At 62.6% G+C, this 21392-nt stretch carries 12 protein-coding genes; 3 read left to right on the top strand and 9 right to left on the bottom strand.

Features of this window, described 5'->3' with window-relative positions; all coding sequences use genetic code 11:
* Positions 1-3: 3 nt before the first annotated feature.
* From AC27VU_RS02280 to aspA, 8 genes are all read right to left on the bottom strand, one after another.
* On the bottom strand, positions 4-4593 hold the full coding sequence (locus AC27VU_RS02280; RefSeq protein ID WP_488723316.1) for a dermonecrotic toxin domain-containing protein: 4590 nt from the start codon (positions 4591-4593) through the stop codon (positions 4-6).
* A gap of 142 nt (positions 4594-4735) precedes the next feature.
* Positions 4736-9277 (bottom strand): dermonecrotic toxin domain-containing protein, encoded by a 4542-nt coding sequence (locus tag AC27VU_RS02275; protein ID WP_488723315.1) that lies wholly within the window; start codon positions 9275-9277, stop codon positions 4736-4738.
* A 149-nt stretch (positions 9278-9426) separates the two neighbouring features.
* Positions 9427-10527, bottom strand: coding sequence for a polyamine ABC transporter substrate-binding protein (locus AC27VU_RS02270; RefSeq protein ID WP_003229657.1), 1101 nt, complete (start codon positions 10525-10527; stop codon positions 9427-9429).
* Entirely contained in the window at positions 10524-11549 is a 1026-nt protein-coding gene (locus tag AC27VU_RS02265; protein WP_488723314.1) for a histone deacetylase family protein, read from the bottom strand. The genes AC27VU_RS02270 and AC27VU_RS02265 overlap by 4 nt, the downstream gene beginning before the upstream one ends.
* A 268-nt stretch (positions 11550-11817) precedes the next feature.
* Positions 11818-12813 carry an AraC family transcriptional regulator gene (locus AC27VU_RS02260; RefSeq protein WP_488723313.1) on the bottom strand — a complete coding sequence of 332 codons (996 nt, stop codon included), beginning with the start codon at positions 12811-12813 and terminating at the stop codon, positions 11818-11820.
* Between the two features lie 202 nt (positions 12814-13015).
* Positions 13016-14020 (bottom strand): asparaginase, encoded by a 1005-nt coding sequence (locus tag AC27VU_RS02255; RefSeq protein ID WP_400496817.1) that lies wholly within the window; start codon positions 14018-14020, stop codon positions 13016-13018.
* A gap of 170 nt (positions 14021-14190) precedes the next feature.
* A complete protein-coding gene (locus AC27VU_RS02250) occupies positions 14191-15636 on the bottom strand; it encodes an alanine/glycine:cation symporter family protein (RefSeq protein WP_103484633.1) in 1446 nt (481 codons plus the stop codon).
* Between the two features lie 532 nt (positions 15637-16168).
* Positions 16169-17593 carry an aspartate ammonia-lyase gene (gene aspA, locus AC27VU_RS02245; RefSeq protein WP_003229645.1) on the bottom strand — a complete coding sequence of 475 codons (1425 nt, stop codon included), beginning with the start codon at positions 17591-17593 and terminating at the stop codon, positions 16169-16171.
* A 180-nt stretch (positions 17594-17773) separates the two neighbouring features.
* Here aspA and AC27VU_RS02240 point away from each other — a divergent pair, with 180 nt between their 5' ends.
* The gene (locus AC27VU_RS02240; protein ID WP_201136219.1) at positions 17774-18685 is read left to right on the top strand and encodes a LysR substrate-binding domain-containing protein; all 912 of its coding nucleotides are present in this window, start codon (positions 17774-17776) and stop codon (positions 18683-18685) included.
* A 60-nt stretch (positions 18686-18745) separates the two neighbouring features.
* Here the strand turns inward: AC27VU_RS02240 and AC27VU_RS02235 are convergent, their stop codons facing one another.
* Entirely contained in the window at positions 18746-19315 is a 570-nt protein-coding gene (locus tag AC27VU_RS02235) for a zinc metalloprotease (protein WP_003229643.1), read from the bottom strand.
* 423 nt (positions 19316-19738) lie between these two features.
* Here AC27VU_RS02235 and purE point away from each other — a divergent pair, with 423 nt between their 5' ends.
* Positions 19739-20230 carry a 5-(carboxyamino)imidazole ribonucleotide mutase gene (gene purE, locus AC27VU_RS02230; protein ID WP_003229641.1) on the top strand — a complete coding sequence of 164 codons (492 nt, stop codon included), beginning with the start codon at positions 19739-19741 and terminating at the stop codon, positions 20228-20230.
* 10 nt (positions 20231-20240) lie between these two features.
* Positions 20241-21323: a 5-(carboxyamino)imidazole ribonucleotide synthase gene (locus AC27VU_RS02225; protein ID WP_003229637.1), complete on the top strand. Its 1083-nt coding sequence runs from the start codon at positions 20241-20243 to the stop codon at positions 21321-21323.
* Positions 21324-21392: the final 69 nt, after the last annotated feature.

Raw genomic sequence — 21392 nt, 5'->3', positions numbered from 1 at the left:
TTTTCAGCCAGCGGCCGGGTCCTGCTGGCGGGGGTGGATAAACAGGTCCCTGATGGTCGGGCTGACGATCCGCCGCAGCGCGTTATCCACGGCATCGAAGCGCTCCAGCTCCAGCCGGGTTTTGGCCGGCAGTTCCTGCAGATAGCCATCGGCGATTTTCAGGTGTGCGGCGGTGAAGCGGTCGCTCGGATCGGTCAGTGAGTTGTAGTGGAAATGGGCGACCCACAAGGGTTTGTTCTGGCGACGCTGGTCGAGAATCTGATACTCCTGAAAGTAGTCCTTGCGCTTTTTGGTGCGGATCCGCCCGTGGTCGTTTTTGACGATCTGTACCAGACCGTGTTGATGCAGCCATTGCAGATAACTCTCCCGGGGTCTGCGTCCGGTGAGCATGCTGCCGTAGACGCTGATACCTTCGCGACGCAGGCGCGCCGCCGCCTCGCGCAGTTCTGTAGGGAGACTGCCCACCGGCAGTTCGGCGCGCCGCCGGGCGAGTATCGCGTCGATATCTGCCGCCCGCTGATCGAGGCGGGTGGCCTGCTGGTCGAAGAGATCCTGCATGTCGGCGGGAATGCGCGACGGGCGCTGGGCATCGGTGCGCCAGCGCCGGATCAGCGGCTCAAGTTCCTGAAGCATCTGCATGGCACTGCCGACCATTTGCTCATCGCTGAGGTTTGGGGTCGTAGCCGGTTGTTTGTGAATGGTCCTGATCAGCGGCAGTTCTTGCTGTGCATGCGCCGTGGAGGTTGCGCTGGACGCGGGCCTGGGGGTTTCGATGACCCGCGGCCGGGACTTGTTGACCTTGCCGGTGGCGCGGGAAGTGGAGGGCGTGGGTTCGGCTCTGGCGGTGACGGTCGCCGGCAACTCTTGCGGTTCCGGCAGGAGCTTGAGCAAGTGCTCGCGCGCGATCTGGTGAAAATCGCTGACCAGATACTGAATGCGCTGGAAGCGAACCGGCTCCAGCTGTGCGGACGAGCTTGCAAATACATCCTCCAGGCGGCGCTCTGCATCGGCGAGCCGGTCGACCACGCTGCTCAATTTCTCGACGTTCGGCGTGAGCTGGTGACGCCGCTCGACCAGTTGATGGCCGGCGTCCGCCGCGCTCTCGAAAATCGGTCCGATCAGCTCCCGTAACGGGTCCAGCACGCTGTCCGGCGCCTCCAGCATCGACAGCTCGATGGACATGCCGATCTCATTGGCGTGCAGGTCGCGGCGGCTGAACGAAGGCATCAGCCGCTTGAGATCAGCGGCCACCTTGCGCGTGGCTGAGGTGTGCTTTTGCAAGGTGTTCAGCGAGCTGTACAGATGCTCGAGACGCTCGACCATTTCGTCGCTGACGGCGATGGCCTTGCTCGCGGCTTGCATCTGCACTGACCGCGAGCGGGTCTGTGCCGGCTCCAGCGGGCTGATTTGCGGCGCGACAATGTGCGCGTATTCGCGCAATTTCATGCGCATCCAGCCGCTGAGGAAGCGGTGCTGTTCGACGGTCATGCGCATTAATTCAGCTTGATAAACGCCTCCGGTGCCGCCCGCCTCGCGCCACTTTTCCAGCTCTGCCAGGGCCTGACGGTAGCCTGTGGACAAATCGTCGGCCTTGGCGATGTAGGTGCTGATCGCCTCTTCAGACAACGGCGTGTTCTGGTCGCCAGTGTCCAGGGGCAACAGGGCCTCGTCCAGACCGGCCTTGCGGGGGGCCTCCTGTGCGAAGAAACGACGCAGTGCCGCCCAGGCTTCGTCCTTGCGCGCCTCCCGTTCCCGGACAAAGGCGTCGATACGCCGCGTGGGGCCACCGCCACGCAGGCGCAGGCGCAAATCCCAGTGCCAGCGCAGGGTTTTGGGGTCGAGCCGGATGCACAGGCCGGGGCGCGCCGGATGCTCCGGGTCGAGGATCTGCACCGGCTCGTCTGCCTCGGCGCGGACCTGGAACCAGCGTTCGCCGACCTGGGCGTACAGCTTTCCGGCGAACTCGTAGAGATGACGGGCGTTGGCCTGAGCGTTGGCGGCAAGGGCCGGCCTCGGCACTTTCAAGCGCTCGATCGTCAGCAGGAACGAGGGCTGCGTGTTGCGCGTGAGCGGGGTGGATACCAGCAGCGACGGCTGTGGCGCGGGATCAACGGACGTCAGTTCCACGGGGTCGTGAACGACGCGGGGTGGTGCCTCGTGGGGTATCGCGATCGCCGGCAATCGGTCGGAGCGCAGGCGGTATCCCGCAGTATTTTCGCTGCGCGGGCCGGAGGGCTGGATGCGCCGAATCGCCACCTTCTGCACCAGCAGAATGCTCAGTGTCAGCAGCACGTCGCCGATCGACGACCATTCAACCGAGGTTGCGCCTTGTTCATGGGCATCCAGCGCCTGCTGGATCTGGCTGATGGTTTGCCAGACCCAGACCGCCGCGCCCGCCGGGCCGCTGAGGAAGTTGGCGGCAACGCCGAACAGCGCCCAGCCGCTGTCCACCAGCAGGGCCCAGCGGCGCTCGGCGTTGGAGGTCGATTGGCGATCGGCAAGGTCGGCCATCGCCTGACTGTTGCTGGCAAACAGCGTGGCGAAGATATCGCCGCTCAGGGGAGTGTTGGCGAGGTCGACGGCGGCGGTCAGGTCGAGGTGAATGAACGGCTCGAAGGCCAGTTCGGTCACGGTCCATGGCGAGGGCAGGCCGCTGGAAAACACGTACTGAGCGTACTCGAAGCTCAGTGCCCGGGTCGGCAGCCAGGCGAGTATCGAGTCCTGCAGTTCGCCGGGCTGGTAAAACGCGTACAGCAGGTTCTGCGCGGAGGGGAACTGGCGCAGCGGTTGCTCGAGCAGCGGTCGATACAGCAGACATGGACCGCTGCTGCCGTCCCGTGGGCCGATGATGTACATGTTCGCCACGGTGTCGGACGTTTGGCTCAGACGAAAGCGCGGGACGAACGCCAGCGGACGGATCTGCACCGGCCACTGCGCGACGGGCGTCTGCGCGGTGATCGAATCGAGCAACTGGCGAACCAGACGATAACCCTGCTCGTCGACATCGCCCTGATGCTTGAGTTTGCACTCCAGCGCCAGGATCGACAGCAGCCATGGCAACTGGCGGCAGTAGCGGGTTTTGTGGCGCCGGGCTTGAACCGAGTCTTCAATCAGGGTGCGCTTGATCAACTGCGGGTAGTGTTCACCGATGTTCACCTCACCGGCGATGCGTTGCAGCAGTTTGACGGTCAGCCAGGCTGGCGCGGGCGTGCCGTCGGCGTAGTCGAGAGTCGTGAGGTAGGCAGGCGTGTTACGCAGAGCAAATTCGCCGAGGCTCAACTCGCGGATGCTGTGCGGATCGGGTAGAACGAATCCGCCGGCCTCAAAGCTGTCAGTGAGGGTGATCCGCAGGTCATCCTGGCGCAGCAGTGAAGCCTGTTTAGAAGGCTGCTCGGCGAGGATGGCGGCGCGCATCTGCTGCTCGGCATAGTCGAGGATCAGCGGGACTTCCCGGACATCGAACGCGTCGCTGTCGGGGCCGCCCCGCAAGTTGCCCAAGGCGCTCAGGTCACTGCTGTAGCGCTGGATATCTTCAAGCGATGCGTTCTTGAGCCATTCGGGGATGGCCTGCTCCAGTTGTTCGAAGCGTGCGTTGTCCTGCGACTCGATGACCTCGCCATAGGGCTGGCGTGCGCCGAACCGGGCCAGCGGCGAACGGCTGGCGGGATCCAGAGACTCGATCGCGTCGAGCTGACAACCCACCAGCGCCTGGACCATGGCATCGAAAATATTGCCGTCGGGTTCATACAACCGCCACTTCAGACCCCGGCCGCTCAAATCCATGTCGATGCGCTCAGGCAACGTGGCGGCCAGTTGCGCCAGTGAACTGAACGATTCGTAGCCATCTTCGATGGTGTACAGCGCGATCAGCTCTCGATCGCCGGCTGTTGCGGTCAGCACCAGCGCACCGGCGAGCATCAGGTGCCGGGTGCGGCTGCTCTCCGCCAGGTCGAAGACCAGATCGAGGTCAACCAGACGCGCGCGTATGTTGGTCAAACCGCCACTGGCCGTCGCGCGCAGCGTCTTCTCCGGCTGTTGCGCGACGTGCCGGGCGAGGCTGCACTCATCGACCGTCCAGCCGTTGGCGGTGCGTACGTTCAGGGCATTTCTCAGGTTGTCGGACAGCTGTTGCCAGCGCGGCTGGCGGTCAACGGTTTCATTCCAGTAGTGCAACTGGCTTTTGGCAAAACCGAGGAACAGTGCCGGGGCCGTTTCGTTGAGGATTGTGGTGATCGCGTCCATGCCGACCGGCAGGTGCACCGGCTCGGCGTCGTTCGGGGACAGGGTGAGAAAATGCTCGCCTTCGATGTAGTTGGCGCTGTCCTGGGTGAACGCCTGCCGCGCCAGCGCATGGGTCAGCGATTCGAAGTGGCTGCTGTGGCTCACCAGACGTTCTCCCTGCGCCTGCCAGAGCGGGGTGATCAGCATGGCTTTGTCCGGGTCGATCGGCAGTTGCGGAATATGCTGCTTCAGGCTGATGCGCAACAGGTGTGCGGCGGCGTCGTGGAGGATCGGTCCGCCGCTGGTCTGCTCGATCAGGCGACTTTTGTTCTGCAGTTGGGGGACAACGTTGGTTCGGGTTGTGTCACTCATGGAATCTGCACCGGTAGGAGGGTGGATGGCGCGGCACCTGCCGCATGCAACCGACAGTAGCGAGGCCTCCACCGGCCCGGGTGGTAGATATGTATAGGGTGCATCCAGACCCGCGCGCGGCGTGCGCGGGCCTGGATGCCGGTCAGGCGAAGAACACCGCAGCGGCTTGCGTATGGCTGATGCTGCTGCGGTGAATCGCGATCAGCTCCTGGTTGCTGCGGTTGTCGCGTTCGACATAAGCGCCGCCCAGGAGCCGTTGCTCAACGGTTTTCAGGTGCGCGGCGGTGAAGGCGGTCAGCGGGTCTGTCGGGGCAGCGTAGTGAAAGTGCGCGTACCACAGGACTCGGCCGCTCGGTCGGTCGAGAATCGAGTATTCCAGCAGGTAATCCTTGCGCGGCCCTTTGAGGCGCCGGCGCTCGGTGGTTTTGCCGATGCTCACTTCGCCCTTGCCGAGCAGCCACTCGACGCGCGCGGCCGTGGGCGGTTGTTGTTTGGTCAGGCTGATTCGGGCGCTGCGCCCCGTGGCATACAGTGCCTTGGCCTCGGTATCGAGTTGCTGGCGCAGCGCCGAAGCGGAGACCGTGCGGCTCTCGGTGTGGTTGCCGGCGACCAGTGCCTGATCGACTTTTTCCATGGCCTCGTGCAATCGCGTGGCGTGCAGATAGTAGGTTTCCTCGATCTCCGTCGGATTGCGTTGCGCCCGATCAATGTGCGCCTGGGTACGCCGGCGAAACACCGGCAAGCCGTCGATCAGGGCTTGTCCGTCCTGCAGGCTTTTCGCCAGATCGGGGCTTGGGCGAGGCGACGTACCTGGCCTGGCCGGTACCCGTTCGACCCAGTTGCCCGGGGTCTTCTCGTGGAACGTTGCGATCACGCGGCCGGTCAGCGGCGCGCGCACGTCGACCAGATCGCTGTCCTTGCCGTCGGCACTGCGCCGGGGCTGGCCGACCAGCGTGCCCTTGTAACGGGTCTTGATGATTTTGCGCGCCGGGGGGGGCGGCGATTTCGAGGGGCCGGCCACCGGTTCCACCAGGCGTTGTTCGCGCAGCAGGTTGGACAGCTGCTGCACGGCGTCCTGCTGGAATCCGCCCACGCGTTTTTTGATGTCCTCCAGCCGTTCGGTCATCAGCTCCTGCGGATACTCGGTGACGAGATCGGTGAAGCGCTGTTCGATGACGTCGAACTGTTCCACCAGATTGTTCATCGCGTCGATACGTTCGCCGAGCTGTTCCAGGCTCTCTTCCGCGCTCAGGTCCAGCGCGCTCTGAATATTCAGCGAGGCATCTTCGATCAGGCTTTCCAGATCGACACGGGCTTGCGCGCGAAACTCACCCGGCTCGGCCGTCAGGCACAGCTCTTGCCCCAGCGTGATTTGCAGCAGCTTCAGGTCGTCGAGGGAAAATTGCGGCAGCCGTGGCTTGTACTGCCGGATGGTATCCACCCCCTCTTTGCCCAGCAGGCTCAGTTCGGCGAAGCGCTCGTGGGCGAACTCGATTTTATCGATGATGCCTTTGGTCAGTTCGGCCATTTTCTCGAAGGGATCGCTGCGATCGCTGGCCGCGTTGTCAGCGGTTTCATCGAGCAATCCAAGGGTGACTTCCATGCTCTGGCGAAAGGCCGGGTAGGTTTCTTCGATCCATGACTGCATCAGAAACAGTTGCAGGGAGATGCGGTCGACCATCGCGGTGCGGTAGTTGGGCACCGCTTCAAGAATGTTCAGCTCTTTGAGGCCGTCGATGTGCACGCTGTAGGCCTGCATCTGGCTCTCGAGGGTATCGAGAAACTGCTGGCGCGCGGCTTCGGCAGTCTGCGGCGTGGACTCGAGCATGGCGCGGCGCACCGTGACAAGTTGGCTGCGCTGGGCTTCCAGGCTTGCTTCGAAGTCGCGGATGGCCTGTTTTTTCTGGCGTAAATTTTCCGCGTTCGCCTCCTGCAACTGCTTGCGCCGGCTCTTCAGGCCGCCGGCGCGCAGGCGCAGGCGCAGATCGATGAACCATTCACCGCGGGCATTGCCGATCAGCAGGGGGCCGCTGCGGGGCGGTTGCTGACGGCTGTCGATGATCTGCACGTCATCGTTGTCGTTGAGTGCGACCTCGAACCAGCGGCTGCCGACCTCGGCGTACCATTTTTGTCCGGCACTGCGCAGATGGCGATGCGCGCCGTCGCTGGCGGGAGCGGACAGGGCTTCGGGCCGGCTGACTTTCAGGCTGTCGAGGAAGGTGCCGAGGTCCGCGGGTGCAGGGTGCAAGGCCCCGAGAATGTGCAATGACAGTTGATGGTCGTCCGGCAGTTGCGCACCGCCGATGTCCGGCAGGCGGGAGACGCGGATCAGCGGGCGGGTGGTGGGGCTGCTGATCGGGCGAGTCTGTTCATGGGGGCTTTCCACAGCCTTGTGCGGTACCGGTTTGCGGGTGGCGGCGCGATGGGCCAGAACCATGCCCAGCGACAGCAGCAAGTCGGTCAGCGCTGTCCAGTCCAGCGTCTGCTGTTGGTCCTCGGTGTCGGCGAGGCTTTGCAGGTCATCGAGGATTTGCCACACCCATGCAGCAGTGCCGACGCCGCGTCCCAGAAATGGCAGCGCCGCATTGAACAGCGCCCAGCCGCCCTGCTTGAGGCTGGCCCAACGCGCCTCGGCATTCGAGGTGCTGCTGCGATCGGCCTGGGTCACCAGTGCCTCGGCGTTGCGCTGGAACAGGGTCGCCAGCAGGTCGCCTTCAAGCACGCGGTTGCCCAGGGTCACATTGGCATCCGGGTCGGGCGCCGCCGTCGGGTCGATCAACAGCTGCGGGATCGTCCATACCGAGGGCAACGCCCCGGGGAACACATACTGTGAATAGTTGAAGCGCACGCGGTCCGGCAACCAGGCCAGCACCGACTGGCGCAACGTTCGCGAATGCTTGATGGCGTACAGCAGGTTGGCGGTTGACGGGTACTGCAACAGCGGTGCTTCGAGCAGCGGGCGATACAGCAGGCACGGGCCGGAGTCCGTCGCGCGCGGACCGATCACGAACATGTTGAGTACTTCGTCGCTGTTGCCGCCCATGACGAAGGCGAGCGGGCGAATCACGATGTCCTGGCCGTCGACCTGGCGGTCCGCCGGCTCGGCGGCCAGTGCGGCGGCCACATAGCGATAACCCAGCTCATCCACGCCGGCTTCGCCGCGGATCTTGTGTTGCAACGCCAGCAGTGGCAGTTCGATCGGCAACTGACGGCTATAGAGCTGGCGCAGGCGGGCAGCCTGGGTCGCGTCTGTGATCAGCCGGTTTTGCAGAAATTGGGGGTAGGCCTTGCCGATGTCCACCTTGCTCACCAGGGTCGTCAGATACACCGGGGTCATCCAGGACGGAACCGCCGTCACACCATCGCGATAACGCACGCTGAAGTTACCCAGCGGCAAGCCCGACAGATTCTGCAACGCCAGTTCAACCAGGGACAGGGTCAGGGTCTGTTCATGCTCCGGTGCCACGAACGTGCCCCAGACCACCACGCTGGTGTCGGTGAGTTCCACATCCTGCAATGCGAACCTCTTGTCCGGTGCCAGATGGATGGCGTCGTTCAACTTTTCCAGGGTGAATGCCTGAATGCCCGGCACCTCGGTCTGGAAGGTCTTCCCGGCGTTCTGTTGCTGCACGGCGACCAGATCCAGCAGATGGCGGCTGTAGCGGGCCTGATCGGCGGGCGCAGCGCTGGCCAGCCATGCCGGCAACGATTGCTCGACGCGGACGATGGCGGGCGAAGGGTGGGGGGCGGCGCTGTCGTCATCGCGACGGGAGCGCGATATCCCGCGCCCGGTACGCTGGAAGAAGTCGATGTCACCAATCGCCTGGGCTTCCAGCGCAATCAGCGCGCAGGCCTGGTGAGCGAAAAAATTGCCCTGGGGTTCGAACAGTCGCCACTTCACGTGGATGTCGCCAACGCCGCCTGCCACGGGCCAGTGCAGTGATTGTTGCAGCTCGGCGAAGCTGTCGAAACGCTGGAAACCTCGGGGTGGCGAATGGCTGATGATCAGGGTGCGCGGGCCGACGGTTCCGACCAGCACGACCGTGTCGAGAATGTTGAGGTGGCGGCGGGTGGATGCTTCATCCAGGTCCAGATCAATCAGGCAGGCGCGGGTCTGATAGGGATCAGCGGGGGCGCGCAGGCGTTTGTCCGGTTGATTGAACACGGCACGCGCCATGGCACGCTGATCGGCGTCCCAGCCGTTGTCGTCGCTGACGTTCCACAGCTGCTGCAACGACTGCGAGAGCTGATGCCAGCGCGGCACGGAGGGGCTGACGATATCGTTCCAGTACTCGATCTGTTGCTCCTCATAGGCCTTGAACAATAGCGGGGCGAGTTCGTTGAGCAGAGCGCCGATGGCCTCGATCTTCACGGGCAACTGGATACCCGATTCCTGGGTCAGAAAGTGTTCGCCGCCGATGAAGGTGACCGCTGTGCCCGACAGGCTCAGGCGGACCAGTGCATCGGTCAGCGATTCGATCTGGTAAGGCCCGACCTCGATCCCGTCGTCATCGACCAGCCAGGTCGGGGTGGCAATCAGCGCCAGCGCCGGGTCGATAGTCACCGGCGGATCCATCCCGGCGAGAGCGGGGCGCAGGGCCCCTGAGGCGACTTCGGTGAGCGAGGGGCCGCTGACCAATTGTGTAAGTACATCGACAGCGCTGGGGGCGGTGCTTTCGGGCATGACCAAATCCTTGTCTGACGTTGGCGGCCTGCGGTGTGCAGTGCCGGACAAGGGCGAAGGTAGGGCGCTGGTCAGGACGTCGGGTGGTACATAGATATCGCCAGCAAAAAAAGACCCGCAACGGTGCGGGTCTCGGGTTTAGCGGCGGCTCAGGTGCCGGACTTGATCTTGGTCCAGGCCCGGGTGCGTGCCCGCTCGGCATCCCGCGGCAGCGGTTGCAGGGTGTAGAGCGTGCCCATTGCCGCATCGGTCGGGTACAGATTGGGGTTGTTACGGATCGCCGGATCGACCAGTTGCGTGGCGTCCTTGTTCGGGTTCGGGTAACCGACAAAGTCGCTGACTGGCGCAATCACCGCCGGTTGCAGCAGGTAGTTGATGAAGGTGTAGGCGTCCTCCGGGTTCTTCGCGCCCTTGGGAATGGCGAGCATGTCGAACCAGATCGGTGCGCCTTCCTTGGGCAGGCGCATGTCGACCACGACACCGTTCTTCGCTTCCTTGGCGCGGTTGGCCGCCTGCGAGAAACTGCCGGAGTAACCGACCGCGACGCAGATGTCACCGTTGGCGATATCGGCCATGTATTTGGAGGAGTGGAAGTAGGTGATGTACGGCCGGATCTTCATCAGCAGCGCTTCAGCTTTCGCATAGTCCGCCGGGTTTTTGCTGTTGGGGTCCAGACCCAGGTGCTGCAGCGCCAGCGGCAGGATCTCCGACGGCGAGTCGAGCAGGGCGACGCCGCACTGCTTGAGCTTGCTGATGTTGTCTTCGTTGAAGATCAGGTCCCAGCTGTCCACCGGCGCATTGTCGCCAAGCGCGGCCTTGACCTTGGCCGGGTTGAAGCCGATCAGGATCGTGCCGTACATGTACGGCACGGCGAACTGGTTGCCCGGGTCGTTGGCCTCGATCAGCTTCATCAGTTTCGGATCGAGGTGATTCCAGTTCGGCAGCTTGCTGCGATCCAGCGGCTGAAATACGCCGGCCTCAATCTGCTTGGCGAGGAACACGTTGGACGGCACCACTACGTCATAGCCGGAGTTGCCGGTCAGCAGCTTGGCTTCCAGCGCTTCGTTGGTGTCGAAGATGTCGTAGACCAGTTTGGTCTGGGTGTTCTGTGCCTTGAAGTCTTCCAGCGCCTTGGGCGTGATGTAGTCGAACCAGTTGTAGACGCGCAGGGTGCGTTCTTCGGCGTGGGCGCCGACGCTGAGCAGCGCCGCGCACAGGGCTGGCGCAATGCAGTGCTTGAGTCGGCTCATTGTGCAAAACCTTCCAGCACGTTCACTGCGTTGATGCCGATTTCTTCCACCGCGTAGCCACCTTCCATGACGAACAGCGTCGGTTTGCCGAGGGCGGCGATGCGCTTGCCCATGGCCAGGTAATCCGGGCTGTCGAGTTTGAACTGCGAGATCGGATCGTCCTTGAACGTGTCGACGCCCAGCGACACGACAATGATGTCGGCGCCGTAGCTGTCGATCTCGTTGCAGGCCTGTTCCAGCGCCGCGCTCCAGGTGTCCCAGCCGGAACCGGCCGGCAGCGGATAGTTGAAGTTGAAGCCTTCACCGGCACCTTCACCGCGTTCATCTTCGTAGCCGAGGAAGAACGGAAACTCGGCTTCCGGGTGGCCGTGGATCGAGGTGAACAGCACGTCGCTGCGCTCATAGAAAATCGACTGAGTGCCGTTGCCGTGGTGATAGTCGACGTCGAGGATTGCGACTTTCCTGTGGCCGGCATCGAGAAATGCCTGGGCGGCGATGGCGGCGTTGTTGAGGTAGCAATAACCGCCCATCAAGTCGCCGGCGGCGTGGTGTCCCGGTGGCCGGCACAGGGCGAAGGCGCTGTGCGCGCCGCTCTGGATTTCGGCCTGGGCGGTGAGCGCGACTTGTGCTGCGCTGTAGGCTGCTTGCCAGGTGCCGGCGGTGATTGGCGCGCCGCCGTCGAAGCTGTAGTAACCGAGCTGGCCGTGCAGGCTGGTCGGTTTGATCTGCCGCAGGGTGCGCGCTGGCCAGGTGTAGGGCAGCAGGTCGCCGTCGGTGTTGAATTCGGTCCAGCGCTGCCACGCACCCTTGAAGAAGTCGAGGTAGTCGCGGCTGTGGATGCGTGCGATCGGCTCCAGGCCAAAATCCTTCGGCGCTTCCACCGGGCCGAGATTCTGATTCTTGACCCGTTGCAGCACGTGGTCGGCGCGCGACGGCATTTCGAAGCACGGCTTGAGCTGGCCGTCGATGAGTTCGCAGCGGCCGTGGTGCAGGTGGTGATCGTCCGAGTAGATCGTCAGCATTTGTTGTTCTCCGCAGGGGGCTGATTCGGTTGCCCCCAGTGTTGCGGCGCGCGGCGAATCGGAGAACGGCAGGAAAGGCCAAAAGGGGATCGATATGGCCAAAAACTCTGACCGCAATTCGCCCCTCTTTTCAGTACAGCCTTGCTTCGATTCAGGCATGAAATGCATCCCGGTGGGAGCGGGCTTGCTCGCGAATACGGTATGTCAGATAAATTGATCGCGACTGACACTGCGCATTCGCGAGCAAGCCCGCTCCTACATTGGAACATCAATGAGGGCGAAACTGACTCGGCGCAACACCGCTCCAGCGCACGAATGCATGGCGGAAGCTCGCGGTCTCGCTGAAACCGAGGGTCTCGGCGATGCGGTAGATCGGCAGTTGATCCTCACACAGCATCTGCTTGGCCCGCTCGAAGCGCAGTTCGTCGAGCAGTTCCTGATAACTGCTGCCCATGTCCTTCAAATGGCGGCGCAAGGTGCGCGGCGAACATTTCATCTGCTGGGCCAGTCCCTCAAGCCCCGGTGCTGCATTGAGCTGGGCGCTGAGCAACTGGCGGATCCGCCCGAGCCACGCCTGCCGTCCGGTGAACTCGATGTTCTGTTTGCGGCAGCGTTCGGCCATGGCCTGGTGGGTGATGCTGTCGGCCAGTGGCAACGGTTGATCGAGCCAGCGCCGGTCGAAGGCGAAGGCGTTGTCCTTGGCGGCGAAATGCAGTGGGCTGTTGAAGTGCTCGGCATAGCTGTCGCGATAATCCGGTGCGGCATGTTCAAAACGTGTCGCCCGCAACGGCAGCGGATGCCCGAGCAAGTCGTCGCAGATGACCCTTAATGACACCAGGCAGAATTCCGCGTTGAACACCGCCATCGACGGACTCTCGCGGTAATCGGCGGCGACGAACCAGACCTGCTCGCCATCGTCTTCCAGGCTCAGTTCGAAAAGTGTTCCCAGCAGCGCCGGATAGCGAATCGCCAGGCGCAAAGCGTCACCTAAGGTGGCACTGGTGAGCAGCGCGTAACCGAGGAAGCCGTAGCAGGAAACGTGCATCCGCCGCCCCAGTTCCAGGCCAATGTCATGCTTGAGCGCGACGGCGTTGGCGCAGACCTGCATCTCCTGATTGGTGGTAATGCGCGTGTCGGCACGGGCCAGATCTGCCGTGCTGATGCCGCTGCCGGCCAACAGCGCGTCGCTCGACAAGCCTTCAGCCTTGAAGGTGTTGAGCACCAGCGAGACGGCGTTGAGCGTGGTGAGGTGGGAGTGCAGCATAAGATCTTCCAGCCTGGGGATGCTGGAAACGGCAGCAAGTTATATGCCGTACGCGGATCAAACAGTGTGAGGGCTGCTGTGGCGAGGGAGCTTGCTCCCGCTGGGGCGCGCAGCGGCCCCAAAACACTGCGACGGCTGCGCAGTCGAGCGGGAGCAAGCTCCCTCGCCACAGGGGCTCACTCCTGCAAGGTATTGCGTTGCGTCAGATCAGTTCGCCACACAGGTCGAGTTCGATCAGGCGCCGCACTTCGGCCGATTCCAGGCCTGCACCCAGCAGTGCCTGCAATTTGCCGAACGCCGCTTCGCGGGTCATGCCGCCACCGGACAACACGCCAACGCCGCGCAAACGGCTGCCGGCTTCATACACATCCAGCTCGACCCCGCCTTCATGGCACTGCGTGACCGCGACCACCACTACACCGTTGTCCCGCGCGCGGCCGAGGCTGGCGAGGAATTCTGGATTGTCGCTCGGCCCGGTACCGCTGCCGTAGCACTCCAGCACCAGACCCTGGATGCCGCTGGCTAGCAGGCCATCAACCACCTCGGCGCCGATGCCGGGGAACAGTGGCAGCACAGCAACCTTGGCCAGTTGTTTCGGCTGGTTGTAGTTCAGTGCGGCCGGAATCGACGGCGCTTTCACCCCGCCGCCCTGACGCTCCAGGCGCTTGAACGGATGACGACCGAAGCTGCGCACTTTCGCGCAGCGGGTCGGCGCCAGCAGCTCGCCATGGAAGTACAGGTGCACGCCCGGCGCCAGACCTTGGCCCAGAGCAACCAGCGCGCCGCCGAGGTTTTCCCAGGCATCGCTGTCGGTGACGCCGGCCGGCAGCATCGAGCCGGTGAAACACACGCGGGCATGCAGGCCGAGCAACTGGAAACTCATCGCCGCAGCGCTGTAGGCCAGGGTGTCGGTGCCGTGCAGGATCAGCACGCTGTCGCAGCCTTGTACGTCCACCGCATCGACCACTGCTTCACGCAGTTGCTGCCAATAGGCCGGGGTCATGTTGGCGCTGTCGATCAGCGGCGCCATTTCCCGGAAGCGCCACTGCGGCACCACCAGCTCAGGCTGGCTGTGCAGGTAGTCGCGCATGCGGGCTTCGAAACCGGACGCCGGGGCCAGACCGTTGGCGCTGGCCTGCATGCCGATGGTGCCACCGGTGTAGAGCACCATGACGTGTTGGGCGGCGGGATAAGTCGAAGGGTTCATAGGATTCTCCGAAACGATGAGTTCCTGTGGGAGCGGGCTTGCTCGCGAATGCGGTGGGTCAGATACAAAAATGTCGACTGATTCCCCGCATTCGCGAGCAAGCCCGCTCCCACAGGTAATGCATTGCACTGTAACTGACGGGCGCAGGGGATGCGCCCGTCATTCACCTGTCAGCGTTGCGCTGCAGGGACGCCTTGCGGCTCGGCTGCGGTCTTGCCGGCGGCTGGCGCCTCGGCCGGCCAGGCCTTCAGGTCCAGGTCCAGATCGGCAAATTTGCTCGAGTCGAACACTGGCTGCTTGATGCCGGCGCGGCGCTGCTCGTCGTAGTCGCGCATCACGCGCATGCCGACCTTGAACAGCATGGCCAGGGCCATCAGGTTGACGAAGGCCAGGCAGGTCATGGTGATGTCAGCGAAGGCGAATACGGTCGAGAGGTCTTGCATCGAACCCCATACCACCAGCGCCAGGACCAGACCGCGGAAAACCATCAGCAAGGCGCGGTTGCGGCTGAGGAACTGCAGGCTGTTCTCGCCCAGGTAGTAGTTGTAGAGGATGCAGGTGAAGACGAACAGCGACAGCGCGACGCTGACGAAGATGCGGCCCCAGTCACCGACTACGGCGGCCAGCGAGTTCTGGGTGAGGACGATGCCGTCACCTTCGAAGCCCGGGGTGTAGAAGCCCGACAACAGGATCAGCAGCGCGGTGCAGGTGCAGATCACGAAAGTGTCGAGGAACACGCTGAAAGCCTGAACCACGCCCTGAGCGCCCGGGTGTTTCACCGAGGCCACTGCGGCGACGTTCGGCGCACTGCCCAGGCCCGCTTCGTTGGCGAACACGCCACGCTTCACGCCCATGACGATGGCGCTGCCGAGCAGGCCGCCGAAGGCCGGGTCGAGACCGAAGGCGCTCTTGAAGATGGTTTCCAGCATGGCTGGCACGTGTTCGATCTGGGTGCCGATCACGTACAGGGTCACGCCGATGTAGGCCAGGGTCTTGACCGGTACCAGCAGGTCGGACACCGCGGCGATGCGCTTGATGCCGCCGATGAAGGTGATGGCCAGCAGCACCGCCAGGACGATCCCGGTGTGGCGTGGGTCGAAGGCAAAGGCGTTCTGCAGCGAGTGGGTCACGGTGTAGGACTGCAGGCCGATGAAGGCGAAGCCGTAGGTGACCAGCAGCAGGATCGAGAACACCACCGCCATGCCTTTGAGTTTCAGGCCGTGCTGGATGTAGTAGGCCGGGCCACCACGGTACAGACCGTCGCCATCGGCGCGCTTGTAGACCTGAGCCAGGGTGCATTCGAAGAAGCTGCTGGACATGCCGACCAGTGCGGTCACCCACATCCAGAACACCGCACCTGGCCCGCCGAGGGTTACGGCGATGCCGACACCGGCGATGTTGCCTGCACCGACACGGCCGGCAAGGCTGAGCATCAGGGCCTGGAACGAGCTGAGTTGCCCGCCGCTGCTTTTGAGGCTGTCGCGGAACACCGCGAACATGTGGAAGAAGTGCCGCAATTGAACGAAACGCGAGCGAATCGTGAAGTAGCTACCGAGCCCGACAATGAGCACGATCAGTACTTTCCCTGAGAGGAAGTCGTTGATGACTTCGAGCATGGATTTTTCCTCGCTGTTTTTTGTGTAAGCAAATACTGGACGGTGGAAACATCGTGTTACACCGGTGTGCACGCGGCACGACAGGTGAGGCGATGGTTTCGTCCCGGATCCATTTCGCGGGTTTGTTATTAGTTCGGGTTTCGCATGGGTTATGGCCTCGTTACCGACGACCGCTCACGCGAAGAGGGGCGGCACTATACCGATCAGTGCGGCGCCCGTCTGCACGCTCGTGGTGCAAGCGACGAAACGAAGCTTTGAAACACCCGGCGTTACCGGCGCCGGGCTTGTGCGGGAATTGCTCTTTTGTGGGAGCGGGCTTGCTCGCGGATGCGGTGTGTCAGGTTCATTCTGTTCGACTGACACGACGCCTTCGCGAGCAAGCCCGCTCCCACATGAAGCAGTCCCCAGACATACGGGTCTCAGGGTCGGAAAATTAAAAAAAAGGGCTTGGGGACTGATCCCCAAGCCCTCAAAAGGTGAGAGGTGTCTAGTCCCTCGACCTGGTGAGCGGTGCTACAAGTAACGCGTCGGCTCAGGCTTTGAGCGGAACCAGACGCGGGGCAATCATGTTTTCCGGGCGCAGGATGTCGGCGAGCATCGCTTCGTCGAGCAGGCCTTCTTCGCGCACCAGTTCCAGCACGCCGCGGCCGCTTTCAAGGGCGATACGGGCGATGCGGGTGGCGTTTTTGTAGCCGATGTACGGGTTCAGCGCGGTGACCAGACCGATCGAGTGCTCGACCAGTTCGCGGCAGCGCGCTTCGTTGGCGGTGATGCCGACGATGCAGTGCTCGCGCAGCATGTCCATGGCGCGTTGCAGCAGGCGGATCGAGTCGAGGATCTTGAACGCGATCAGCGGCTCCATCACGTTCAGCTGCAGTTGGCCGCCTTCGGCTGCCATGGTCAGCGCCAGATCGTTACCGATGACCTGGAAGGCCACCTGGTTAACGGCTTCCGGAATCACCGGGTTGACCTTGCCGGGCATGATCGAGCTGCCTGGCTGACGCGCTGGCAGGTTGATCTCGTTGATGCCGGTGCGCGGGCCGCTGGACAGCAGGCGCAGGTCATTGCAGATCTTCGACAGCTTGACCGCGGTGCGCTTGAGCATGCCGGAGAACAGCACGAAGGCGCCCATGTCGGAGGTGGCTTCGATCAGGTCGGCGGCGGGCACCAGCGGCTGACCGCTGATCAGTGCCAGGCGTTGTACGGCCAGAGCCTGATAACGCGGGTCGGCGTTGATGCCGGTGCCGATCGCGGTGCCGCCCAGGTTCACTTCAGTCAGCAGTTCCGGGGCCAGCGTCTTCAGACGGGCCAGGTCTTCGCCCATGGTAGTGGCGAAAGCACGGAACTCTTGACCCAAAGTCATCGGCACGGCGTCTTGCAGCTGGGTACGACCCATCTTCAGGACGTGGTTGAATTCTTCACCCTTGGCCGCGAATGCCTGAATCAGGCTGTCGAGGCTGGCCAGCAGCGCGTCGTGACCCAGCAGCAGACCCAGGCGGATCGCGGTCGGGTAGGCGTCGTTGGTCGACTGCGCCATGTTGACGTCGTCGTTCGGGTGCAGGTACTGGTACTCGCCTTTCTGGTGACCCATTGCTTCGAGTGCAATGTTGGCGATCACTTCGTTGGCGTTCATGTTGGTGGAGGTACCGGCGCCACCTTGAATCATGTCGACCACGAACTCTTCGTGGAAATCACCGCGGATCAATCGGGCACAGGCTTCGCTGATGGCAGCGTGCTTGGCTTCGCTCAGATGACCCAGCTCACGGTTGGCGTCAGCGGCGGCCTGTTTGACCATGGCCAGACCGACAACCAGTTTCGGGTAATGCGAAATCGGAACGCCGGAGAGACGGAAGTTGTTCACCGCTCGCAGGGTCTGGATGCCGTAATACGCTTGAGCCGGTACTTCGAGGGCGCCAAGCAGGTCATTTTCTGTGCGGAAAGATGCAGCGGAGGACATGATAGAAATCATCTCGATATGGACCCGGTCTATGCCGGAACGCTGCGAATGCTAGGCTTCCGGGATTTTTTGGGCCAATGCTGTTAAACACTGGCCTATGCACATTCGGCATAATGCCGGTGTGACGCCGCGTGCGCGGCAGACGTGTGACCTGTTTTGGTGCGTGTCCGGGAGGACGTGATGAATCTGGAAAGCAAATGGCTCGAGGACTTCAGTGCCCTGGCCGCCACCCGCAGTTTCTCGCAGGCGGCCGAACGGCGCTTCGTGACCCAGCCGGCCTTCAGTCGGCGAATCCGCAGCCTCGAGGCCGCTCTGGGGCTGACGCTGGTCAACCGCTCGCGCACGCCGATCGAGCTGACGGCGGCCGGGCAACTGTTTCTGGTGACCGCGCGCACCGTGGTCGAACAGCTCGGCGAAGTGCTGCGTCATCTGCATCATCTGGAAGGCGGGCAGGGCGAGGTGATCCAGGTCGCGGCGGCGCACTCGCTGGCGCTGGGCTTCTTCCCGCGCTGGATCGCGCAATTGCGCAACGAAGGCTTGAACATCGCCACGCGGCTGGTGGCGACCAACGTCGGCGACGCGGTGCACGCGCTGCGCGAGGGTGGCTGCGACCTGATGCTGGCGTTCTACGACCCGGACGCGGCAATGCAGATGGACCCGGAAATCTTCCCGTCGCTGCACCTGGGCCAGACCGAAATGCTGCCGGTGTGTGCAGCGGACGCCGATGGCAAACCGCTGTTCGATCTGGAAGGCGAAGCCAGTGTGCCGCTGCTGGCCTATAGCGCCGGGGCGTTTCTCGGGCGTTCGGTGAATGGTCTGCTGCGCCAGCGTCAGTTGCGCTTTACCACCATTTACGAAACCGCCATGGCCGACAGCCTCAAGAGCATGGCGCTGGAAGGCCTCGGCATCGCCTGGGTGCCGCAGTTGAGCGTGCGCGCCGAACTTGGCCGAGGTGAACTCGTTGTTTGCGGAGGCCCGCAATGGCATGTGCCGCTGGAGATTCGTCTGTATCGCTGCGCACTGGTGCGCAAGGCCAACGTGCGCTTGTTGTGGCGCAAGCTTGAGGGCGGGGCAGCCGGCCCGGCGACTTGAGGGGCCCAGGCGTGAAAGTCTCAATGGGCTTTCACGCTGTTGTTCATGACTTAAAGCGTTTCAAGCATTTTCTTCGAGATACTTGCGGATTCTTTCCCGGTTTTTATCACTGAAGCGTTTGGCATTGCCTCTGAGAGAGGATTCAAGCGATCCGGAGGCCATGATGGTTTCATCCCACCAACCGTTGTAATAAACCTCGAAGTCTTCATGGCGTGCGCCGAACATATGCCCCACTTCATGCGCGGGTGTCTGGTCACCGTTAATGGATGCAATGGCAACAAACCCCGTTTGACTTGCAATCCCTGCAACCGTGCTGCTGAGATTGTCGCGTGTCAGCAGAAGGTACTTGCGCGTGTGGTTGGTATAAGTGTCGGCGGGTTGGGTCTGTTTATGCTGTTCGACTTTTTTAGACCAGGAAAGAAGTGTCTGTTCCGGGCTGTCAATCTTGTAGCTCAGGTCTGTGAGGGCCGGCGCGTCTGAAGGTGACTTGAAAAGGATCGCGAGCGGCCGTCCGGAAAGTGTTTCGAATTCCTTGGCCAACCATTTGAATTGTTTTTCGTAAATATCATCAGCGTCATGATCTGCCAGATCCTTATGAACAAACACTAATAACAACAATGGGTGTGGCATTTAAATGCTCCGATGGTTTCTGGAATCGGCGGTGGGTGCCGAAAATATTGATAATTGAATAAGGGCGAAATATTTTATTAAGTTGAAGTTCGCAAGTTGCCGGAACTTCACGTTGTTTATATAACATTGGTAGCGTGTGACGCGGCTGGTTAGTGTTTTAGCGTTTATTTCCTGATGCTCTTACTTGGCGTTTATCGGGTGCAGTTCAGGGGCGATGTTCTTGATTCTCGAGTCAATAAAACCGCTGTATTGCCTCGGCTGACAGATGGTCGAATCGGGGGCTGTTTATTGCTTTCTTTGCGGTATACTGCGCGGCCTTCGGCCGGCACGTCCGGCCATTTTTCGTACAATCAAGCCACGCAATCCTGCGTGGCTTGTTGTTTTTGACGCGCCTGCGGGCGCCCAGAGAGAAGAGGCGCGACGATGAGTGCACTGGTTGGCGTGATCATGGGCTCCAAGTCCGATTGGTCCACCCTTAGCCACACCGCCGATATGCTGGAAAAGCTCGGCATCCCGTACGAGGTCAAGGTGGTTTCTGCCCACCGCACCCCGGATCTGCTGTTCCAGTACGCCGAAGAGGCTGAGGGCCGCGGCATCGAGGTGATCATCGCCGGTGCCGGTGGCGCAGCCCACCTGCCAGGCATGTGTGCGGCCAAGACCCACCTGCCGGTGCTGGGCGTTCCGGTGCAGTCGTCGATGCTCTCGGGCGTCGATTCGCTGCTGTCGATCGTGCAGATGCCGGCGGGCATTCCGGTTGCCACCCTGGCCATCGGCAAGGCCGGCGCGATCAACGCTGCGCTGCTCTCAGCGAGCATTCTCGGCGCCAAGCATCCACAGTTCCACGCGGTACTGAAAACCTTCCGTGCCGAGCAGACAGACAGCGTCCTGGACAATCCAGACCCACGTATTGCCTGAGGTTGTTGAGATGAAGATCGGTGTAATCGGTGGCGGCCAGTTGGGCCGCATGTTGGCGCTGGCGGGCACTCCGCTGGGCATGAACTTCGCTTTCCTCGACCCTGCGCCGGACGCTTGCGCCGCGGCACTGGGCGAACACCTGCGGGCCGATTACGGCGATCAGGATCACCTGCGCCAGTTGGCCGATGAAGTCGATCTGGTGACCTTCGAGTTCGAAAGCGTCCCGGCCGAAACCGTGGCGTTCCTCTCGCAATTCGTGCCGGTCTACCCGAGCGCCGAAGCCCTGCGCATCGCTCGCGACCGCTGGTTCGAGAAGAGCATGTTCAAGGACCTGGGCATCCCGACCCCGGCCTTCGCCGACATTCAGTCGCAAGCCGACCTGGATGCCGCCGTGGCTGCCATCGGTCTGCCGGCCGTGCTGAAAACCCGCACCCTGGGTTACGACGGCAAGGGCCAGAAAGTCCTGCGCAAGCCGGAAGACGTGGTTGGTACGTTCGCTGAACTGGGCAGCGTTGCCTGCCTGCTGGAAGGCTTCGTGCCGTTCACTGGCGAAGTCTCGCTGATCGCCGTGCGTGCCCGCGACGGTGAAACCAGGTTCTATCCGCTGGTACACAACACCCACGACAGCGGCATCCTCAAGCTGTCGGTGGCCAGCACCGATCACCCGCTACAGGCGCTGGCTGAAGACTATTCCAGCCGCGTGCTCAAGCACCTGGATTACGTCGGCGTGATGGCGTTCGAGTTCTTTGAAGTCGACGGTGGCCTGAAGGCCAACGAAATCGCCCCGCGCGTGCACAACTCCGGGCACTGGACCACCGAAGGCGCCGAGTGCAGCCAGTTCGAAAACCACCTGCGCGCCGTTGCCGGCCTGCCGCTGGGTTCGACGGCCAAAGTCGGCGAGAGCGCGATGCTCAACTTCATCGGCGTGGTTCCGCCGGTGGAGAAAGTCATCGCCATCGAAGATTGCCATCTGCACCACTACGGCAAAGCCTTCAAGGCCGGGCGCAAGGTCGGTCACGCCAACCTGCGCTGCGCCGACATGGCCACGCTGCAGGCGCAGATCGTCAAGGTCGAAGCGCTGATCGCCGAGTAAAAGCAGTTTCATCTGGCCGCGGCGGAACCATTGCGGGGCCGCCGTTCTCTGATGGCAGGATGCGAAAGT

Source organism: Pseudomonas sp. 14P5.3.2 (genome assembly GCF_057799175.1).
The sequence above is the reverse complement of the archived record's forward strand: the minus strand, read 5'-3'. Positions and strand labels throughout refer to the sequence as shown.

Coding starts and splice junctions, on each gene's coding strand:
- AC27VU_RS02280 (WP_488723316.1), bottom strand. CDS start 4,593: ATGAGTGACACAACCCGAACCAACGTTGTCCCCCAACTGCAGAACAAA.
- AC27VU_RS02275 (WP_488723315.1), bottom strand. CDS start 9,277: ATGCCCGAAAGCACCGCCCCCAGCGCTGTCGATGTACTTACACAATTG.
- AC27VU_RS02270 (WP_003229657.1), bottom strand. CDS start 10,527: ATGAGCCGACTCAAGCACTGCATTGCGCCAGCCCTGTGCGCGGCGCTG.
- AC27VU_RS02265 (WP_488723314.1), bottom strand. CDS start 11,549: ATGCTGACGATCTACTCGGACGATCACCACCTGCACCACGGCCGCTGC.
- AC27VU_RS02260 (WP_488723313.1), bottom strand. CDS start 12,813: ATGCTGCACTCCCACCTCACCACGCTCAACGCCGTCTCGCTGGTGCTC.
- AC27VU_RS02255 (WP_400496817.1), bottom strand. CDS start 14,020: ATGAACCCTTCGACTTATCCCGCCGCCCAACACGTCATGGTGCTCTAC.
- AC27VU_RS02250 (WP_103484633.1), bottom strand. CDS start 15,636: ATGCTCGAAGTCATCAACGACTTCCTCTCAGGGAAAGTACTGATCGTG.
- aspA (WP_003229645.1), bottom strand. CDS start 17,593: ATGTCCTCCGCTGCATCTTTCCGCACAGAAAATGACCTGCTTGGCGCC.
- AC27VU_RS02240 (WP_201136219.1), top strand. CDS start 17,774: ATGAATCTGGAAAGCAAATGGCTCGAGGACTTCAGTGCCCTGGCCGCC.
- AC27VU_RS02235 (WP_003229643.1), bottom strand. CDS start 19,315: ATGCCACACCCATTGTTGTTATTAGTGTTTGTTCATAAGGATCTGGCA.
- purE (WP_003229641.1), top strand. CDS start 19,739: ATGAGTGCACTGGTTGGCGTGATCATGGGCTCCAAGTCCGATTGGTCC.
- AC27VU_RS02225 (WP_003229637.1), top strand. CDS start 20,241: ATGAAGATCGGTGTAATCGGTGGCGGCCAGTTGGGCCGCATGTTGGCG.